The following is a 6,320-nucleotide window of genomic DNA, read 5'->3' on the forward strand; positions in this document are numbered from 1 at the left end:
GGCAAGGACCCCGACTTCCACCGCCGCGACCTGTGGGAAGCGATCGAGCAGGGCGACTTTCCCGAGTGGGAGCTCGGCGTGCAGCTGGTGCCGCCCGACAAGGCCGATTCGCTCGGCTTCGACCTGCTCGATCCCACCAAGCTGATCCCCGAGGAGATGGTCCCGGTGCAGCGCATCGGCCGGCTGGTGCTCAACCGCAACCCCGAGAATTTCTTTGCCGAGACCGAGCAGGTGGCCTTCCACCCGGGGCACGTGGTGCCCGGCATCGACTTCAGCAACGACCCGCTGCTGCAGGGGCGCCTGTTCTCCTACACCGACACGCAGATCTCGCGCCTGGGTGGTGCCAACTTCCACGAGCTGCCCATCAACAAGAGCGTGTGCCCGTTCCACAACTTCCAGCGCGACGGCATGCACCGCCAGACCATCGCGCGCGGGCAGGTGGCCTACGAGCCCAACTCGCTGGGCGACGGCAAGGAGTTCAGGGTGGACGGCGGCAGCGTCGGCTTCCAGCCGCATCCCGACGAGCTCGAGTCGCCCAAGGTGCGCCGGCGCAGCCCGAGCTTCGACGACCACTTCACGCAGGCGCGGCTGTTCTTCAACAGCCAGAGCGCGGCCGAGAAGGAGCACATCGTTGCGGCCTTCCGCTTCGAGCTTTCGAAGGTCGACGTGCCGGCCATCCGCCAGCGCATGGTCGACAACCTCGCGCACGTCGACGAGAAGCTCGCGCGCCGCGTGGCCGAGCCGCTGGGCATCGGCGCGCCGGACGCCAAGGCGGCCGCGGGCCGCGCGGGCTACCGCGAGCACCGCATGACCCTGCCCATCGAGGAGTCGCCCGCGCTCAGCATGGCCGACAGCGGCGACGGCTCGATCCGCACGCGCAAGATCGCGATCCTCGCGGCCGACGGCATCGACTCCGCCTCGCTCAAGCCGATCCGCGATGCGCTCGAGCAGGCCGGCGGCAAGTGCAAGGTGGTGGGCGCCCGCCTGGGCACCATCGCCAGCGCATCGAAGCGGCAGATCGACGTCGACATGACCTTTGCCAACGGGCCGTCGGTCGTGTTCGATGCCGTGCTGATCCCCGGCGGCGCCCAGGGCGTGGCGGCGCTCGCGGGCATGGGCGATGCGGTGCACTTCGTGCTGGAGGCGTACAAGCACTGCAAGGCCATCTGCACCGTGGGCGACGGCGTGCAGCTGCTCTCCACGCTCGGCATCGGCGCCAACGCGCAGCAGGGCGATGCGCCCGCCGGCATCATCGTGGCGGCCACGCCGGTCACCAACCTCGGCGACACCAGCGAGGCGACGCAGATCGCACAGGCCTTCATCGCCGCGATTGCCAGGCACCGCCACTGGGACCGCGCCAACATCGACGCGATTCCCGCCTGATGTAGTCCGTTCGCGCTAGGCCTTCTTGCGAATAGGCGCCGCAGGGGGGCGCTCCTAGACTTTCCCCACGAGGCCTGAACGGCGCGCACTTCCGCGGCGTCGACCCCCGCAACCGCGGGCACACGGGCCGCGCGCGGGGGTCCAATGACGTGGTTTTCGAGAAGAACGGAACGGGAGCGCTCGGCACGTCGTGCAGGGGCCGCGGGTGCGCTGGGGCTGGCAGCCATTCTTCTGCTGGGCCATGGGTCCCCGGCATCGGCGCAGCAGCCACAGCAGGCGCCGAATGCCGAAGCCGCGGCCGGCCGGGCGGAGCAGGCCCGGCTCGCCGACACTGACACCTTGCTCGCGCTGACCAGCGAGGGCGCGGTGCTCTACGGGCAGGATGCGGTCAAGCTGTCCGGCTACCAGTACTGCAGCCAGGCGGTGGCGCTGGCCGAGGCCGGCGAATTCCGCCAGAGCGTGCGCGCCGCCAGCAAGGCGCTGCACCTGGCCAATGCCACGAGCGATCCCAACCTGCTGGCCATGGCCAACCGCGACCTGGCCATCGTCTACAGCTATTCGGGCCAGCTCGAGAAGGCCGAGGAATTCGCGCGCGAGGCGCTCAAGCATCCGGCGCGCGATCCCAAGCTGGTGGTCGGCCCGGTGCAGAAGGTGATCGGCGACGTGCGCACCCGCCGCGGCGACTATGCGGGCGCCGTCATCAGCTATGACGAGGCGCTGGCCAACAGCTCGGCGCGCTATGCGCCGCTGGTGCAGGCCTCGCTCGTCAATGCGCTGATCGAATCGGGCGACGCCGCCAGGGCGCGCGAAGTGCTCGCGGGCATGGCGCCGCCCCGGGACGCGCCGCTCACGGCGCAGCTGGACCGCACCCGCGCGCGGCTGCTGCTGGCCGAGAACAAGCCGGCCGAGGCGCGCGACCTCTACCGCGCGCTCACGGCGCGGCAGGTCGGCACCGACACCGAGTACTACCGCCTCTGGGCCTGGGACGGCGTGGCGCGCAGCGAACTCGCGCTCGGCCAGAAGCAGGCCGCGGCCGAGGCCGTGGCGCGCGCGCTGGGCGGCATCGACCAGGTGCGCGCCAGGTTCCGCAGCGAAGAATTCAAGATGGGCCTGTTCTCGGACCTGCAGTCGGTGTTCGAGCGCGGCGTCTCGATCTACAGCGACGCAGGCGATGCGCGCCAGGCCTTCGAGGTGAGCGAGCGCAGCCGCTCGCGCGCGCTGCTCGATGCGGTGCGCGGCCGCGCGAAGATCAACGAGCGCGCCGCGACCACCGTGGACCTGGCCGCGCTGCAGGGCATGCTCGCGCCCGACGAGCGCGTGGTGCAGTTCCATTCGCTGCCCGACCGGCTGCTGGTGTGGGTGGTCGGCCCGGCCGGCATCGAGGCCAGGACGGTGCCGGTGCGCCGCGACGAACTCACCGAACTGGTCGAGGTGTTCCGCAACTCCATCGTGCGCGGCCGCCGCGCGGCCATCACCAATGCCGACAAGCTCGGCGCCGCGCTGCTCGGCCCGCTGGGCCTGGCGCCGGGGCAGCGGCTGATCGTGGTGCCGCACGGGCCGCTGCACTACCTGCCGTTCCAGGCGCTGCGGCTCGACGGGCGCTACGTGATCGAGACGCATCCGGTGGCGGTGGCGCCATCGATCAGCATCGCGGTGCAGCTCGCGCAGCGCTCGCCGCGCGTGGGCGCGTCGCTCACGGCCTTCGGCAACCCGCGCATCGAGGACAAGTACGACCTGCCGGGCGCCGAGGTCGAGGTGAAGCAGCTCGCGCAGCTGTTCCCGCGCAACACGGTGTACATGGGCGCCGCGGCCACCAAGACGCAGTTCCGCGACGTGGCCGCGCGCTCGCCGCTGATGCACGTGGCGGCGCATGCCGAGGCCGACGCGGTGGACCCTCTGTACTCGCGCATCCTGCTGGCCAACGAGGGCGGCAAGCAGAATTTCCTGGAGGCGCACGAGATCCTCGGCCTGCCGATGGACGGCACGGCGCTGGTGACGCTGTCGGCCTGCGAGTCGGGGCTCGGGCGCATCGCGCAGGGCGACGAGGTGCTGGGCTTCACGCGCTCCTTTCTCTCGGCCGGCAGCTCGAGCCTGATCGCATCGCTGTGGCCGGTGTCGGACGACGCAACCGCGGTGCTCATGGGCACGCTCTACGGCGAGCTGGCCAAGGGCCGCGACATCCAGAAGGCGATGCAGGCCGGGCAGCTGGCGGTGCTGAAGGATCCCAAGATGTCCCACCCCTTCTTCTGGGCGCCGTTCAACCTGATCGGCAACTGGCGTCTCACGGTGGGGAGCTGACATGAAAAGAAGAACTGCCATGTCTGTTCGTTGCGTTGTGTTTGGCGGTTGTTGTTCAGGCCGCTTTTCGCTGCTGTTCAGGGCGCGTGCACAGGCCACCGGGTACTCCCCTCCGCGAATGTCCCCCGGCCTGCGGCCTCCTCCTTTATTTCGCTGCGGGGAGCACCCGATGCCCTGCGCACCTGGGCACGCCGCTGGTGTACCGCTGATCAACGACCGCTCCGCACAACGCTTCCGTCGATGGGGTGCCTTGCGCAGCGAAATTAAGGGGGAGGCCGCAGGCCGGAGGACATTCGCGGAGCAAGGTACCCCGTCGGCGGGAGCGCACCCTGAACAGCAGCGCTCACAACAACAACCGCAACGCACGCCGGAGCACTGAGATGCGCGCAATCCAACGCTCCACGCCGATCGCCCTCGCAGTCACCGCCCTGGTGAGCGCAACACTTCTCGTTGCCGCCCAGCGCACCCACGCGGCGGAAGCCGATGCCAATGCGCTGCTGCCGACCAAAGATCCTTGCGGCAGCTGCGACCGCCCCCTCGCGCAGGCTACCGGCGGCGTCGCGCCGCAGAGCCTGCCGGCGCCGCCGCGGCCGCCCGCGGCCACCTTCAGGCTCAACGACCTGCGGCTCAACGGCGTCAAGGCACTGAGCAACGAGGAACTGCAGGGCATCACCGCACCGTACATCGGGCGCGACGTCACGCTCGGCGATCTCGAAAGCCTGGCGCAGGCCATTACCGCGCGCTACAAGGAGCGCGGCTACTTCCTCGCGCAGGCCGTCGTGCCCGTGCAGACCGTGCGCGACGGCATCGTCGAGATCAGCGTCATCGAAGGCCGGCTCGGCAAGGTCGAGGTGATCGTTGCGCCCGATGCGGCCATCAGCGAGGCGCGCGTGCGCGGCTTCCTTGCGCCGTTGCAGCCCGGCGAGGCCGTCAACGCACCGGCCTACGAACGCTCGATGCTGCTGCTGTCGGACCAGCCCGGCATCAAGGTCTCGTCCGCGCTGCAGGAAGGCACGCAGCCGGGCACCACCGACCTGTCGGTGGAAGTGGCGCCGGCGCCGCGCTGGGCCTTCGCGGCCGAGGCCGACAACCACGGCACCAAGGAATCGGGCCGCTACCGCCTCGGCGGCACGATGCGCTGGGCCAGCCCGCTGGGCATCGGCGACAACCTGGACGTGCGCGCCATGGTCTCCAACGGCAATGCGCTGCAGTTCGGCCGCGTCGCCTACGAGGCGCCCATCGGCAGCAGCGGCCTGCGCGCGGGCCTCGGGCTGGCGCGCGTCAACTACGAGCTGGGCGGCGAGTTCTCGGAACTGGGCGCGCAGGGCAAGGCCGACGTGTTCGACGTCTCGCTGAGCTACCCGGTGATCCGCCAGCGCCAGCACAACCTCTTCCTGCGCCTGTCGGCCGACAGCAAGAAGCTCACCGACGAGTACACGGCGGTCGACTTCTCGGCGCGCAAGCGGGTGCGCGGCTTCGGCCTGGGCTGGACCTGGGAGCGCCGCGACGACTGGCTGGGCGGCGGCTACTGGGCGAGCACCGGCAATCTCTACCACGGCCGGCTCTCGATCCGCGACGCCGACAGCCTGCAGACCGACCAGGGCCTGGGCGGGCACCGCACCGAGGGCGGCTTCACCAAGGCCACCTTCCAGCTCTCGCGCCTGCAGGCGGTGCTGCCCCGGCACTCGCTGTACCTGGCGCTGGGCGGCCAGTGGGCCAGCAAGAACCTCGATGCCTCGGAAAAACTCTCGCTGGGCGGCGCGCGTGCCGTGCGCGCCTACCCCTCGGGCGAACTGCTGGTGGACCAGGGCGTGATCGGCACCGTGGAATGGCGCTGGTCGCTCGATGCCGAGTTCACGCCCTTCCTGTTCTACGACGCGGCGCACGGGCGCCAGACCAAGAACCCGACGATCTTCGACAGCGGCCCCCGTTCGCGCAGCCTGCGCGGCGCGGGCATCGGACTGAGTTGGACGCGGCCCGGCAACTTCACCATCAACGCCACGCTGGCCTGGCGCGCCGGCACCGACCCCGCGCGCACCGACGGCGGCGGGCGCAACCCGCGGCTGTACGTGCAGGCGCAAAAGACCTTCTGAGGGCAGCATGAGAAACCATGATCTTTCCGCGAAAGCCCTGCCGCGGCACTGGCGCGTGCGGCCGCTCGTGCTGTCGCTGGCCTGCATGGGCATGGTGCCGGCCTGGGCGCAGCTCAACCTGCCGGCGGGCTTTCCGCAGAGCGGCAATGTGGTGTTCGGCAATGTGAGCGTCGCTCCTCTCGGCACGGCGGCCGTGCAGAGGCTCAACCAGAGCACGATGAACGCCATCGTCAACTGGAACGCGTTTTCGCTGGACGGCGGCAAGACGCTCAACATCAACCAGCAGATGGGCGCCGCGAGCGTGATGCTCAACCGCGTGGTGGGCAGCGGCGGCGTGATCGAGCAGTCGGTCATCAACGGCACGCTGTCGGCCAACGGGCATGTGTTCGTGGTCAATCCCTCGGGCGTTCTCTTCGGCGGCAGCGCCCAGGTGAACGTCGGCGGGCTGGTGGCCTCCACGCTGGACATCAGCGACAGCCAGATCGCCAAGGAGGGCAGCGTGGTGGGCAAGGGCGGCCAGCTGCTGTTCGGCGGCGGCATCAACGA

At 70.2% G+C, this 6,320-nt stretch carries 4 protein-coding genes; all 4 read left to right on the forward strand.

Features of this window, described 5'->3' with window-relative positions:
• Positions 1 to 1,383 (forward strand): catalase (locus tag AC1DOC_RS14600; protein ID WP_478129988.1); only part of this gene is annotated, 1,383 nt, incomplete at its 5' end.
• A gap of 144 nt (positions 1,384 to 1,527) precedes the next feature.
• On the forward strand, positions 1,528 to 3,681 hold the full coding sequence (locus tag AC1DOC_RS14605) for a CHAT domain-containing protein (protein ID WP_478081200.1): 2,154 nt from the start codon (positions 1,528 to 1,530) through the stop codon (positions 3,679 to 3,681).
• Positions 3,682 to 4,061: 380 nt separating this feature from the next.
• The gene (locus AC1DOC_RS14610) at positions 4,062 to 5,774 is read left to right on the forward strand and encodes a ShlB/FhaC/HecB family hemolysin secretion/activation protein (protein ID WP_478081513.1); all 1,713 of its coding nucleotides are present in this window, start codon (positions 4,062 to 4,064) and stop codon (positions 5,772 to 5,774) included.
• A 7-nt stretch (positions 5,775 to 5,781) separates the two neighbouring features.
• Positions 5,782 to 6,320: two-partner secretion domain-containing protein (locus AC1DOC_RS14615; protein WP_478129989.1), on the forward strand; the 539-nt coding region annotated here is incomplete at its 3' end.

This window comes from Variovorax sp. 01T439_2, from assembly GCF_056398445.1.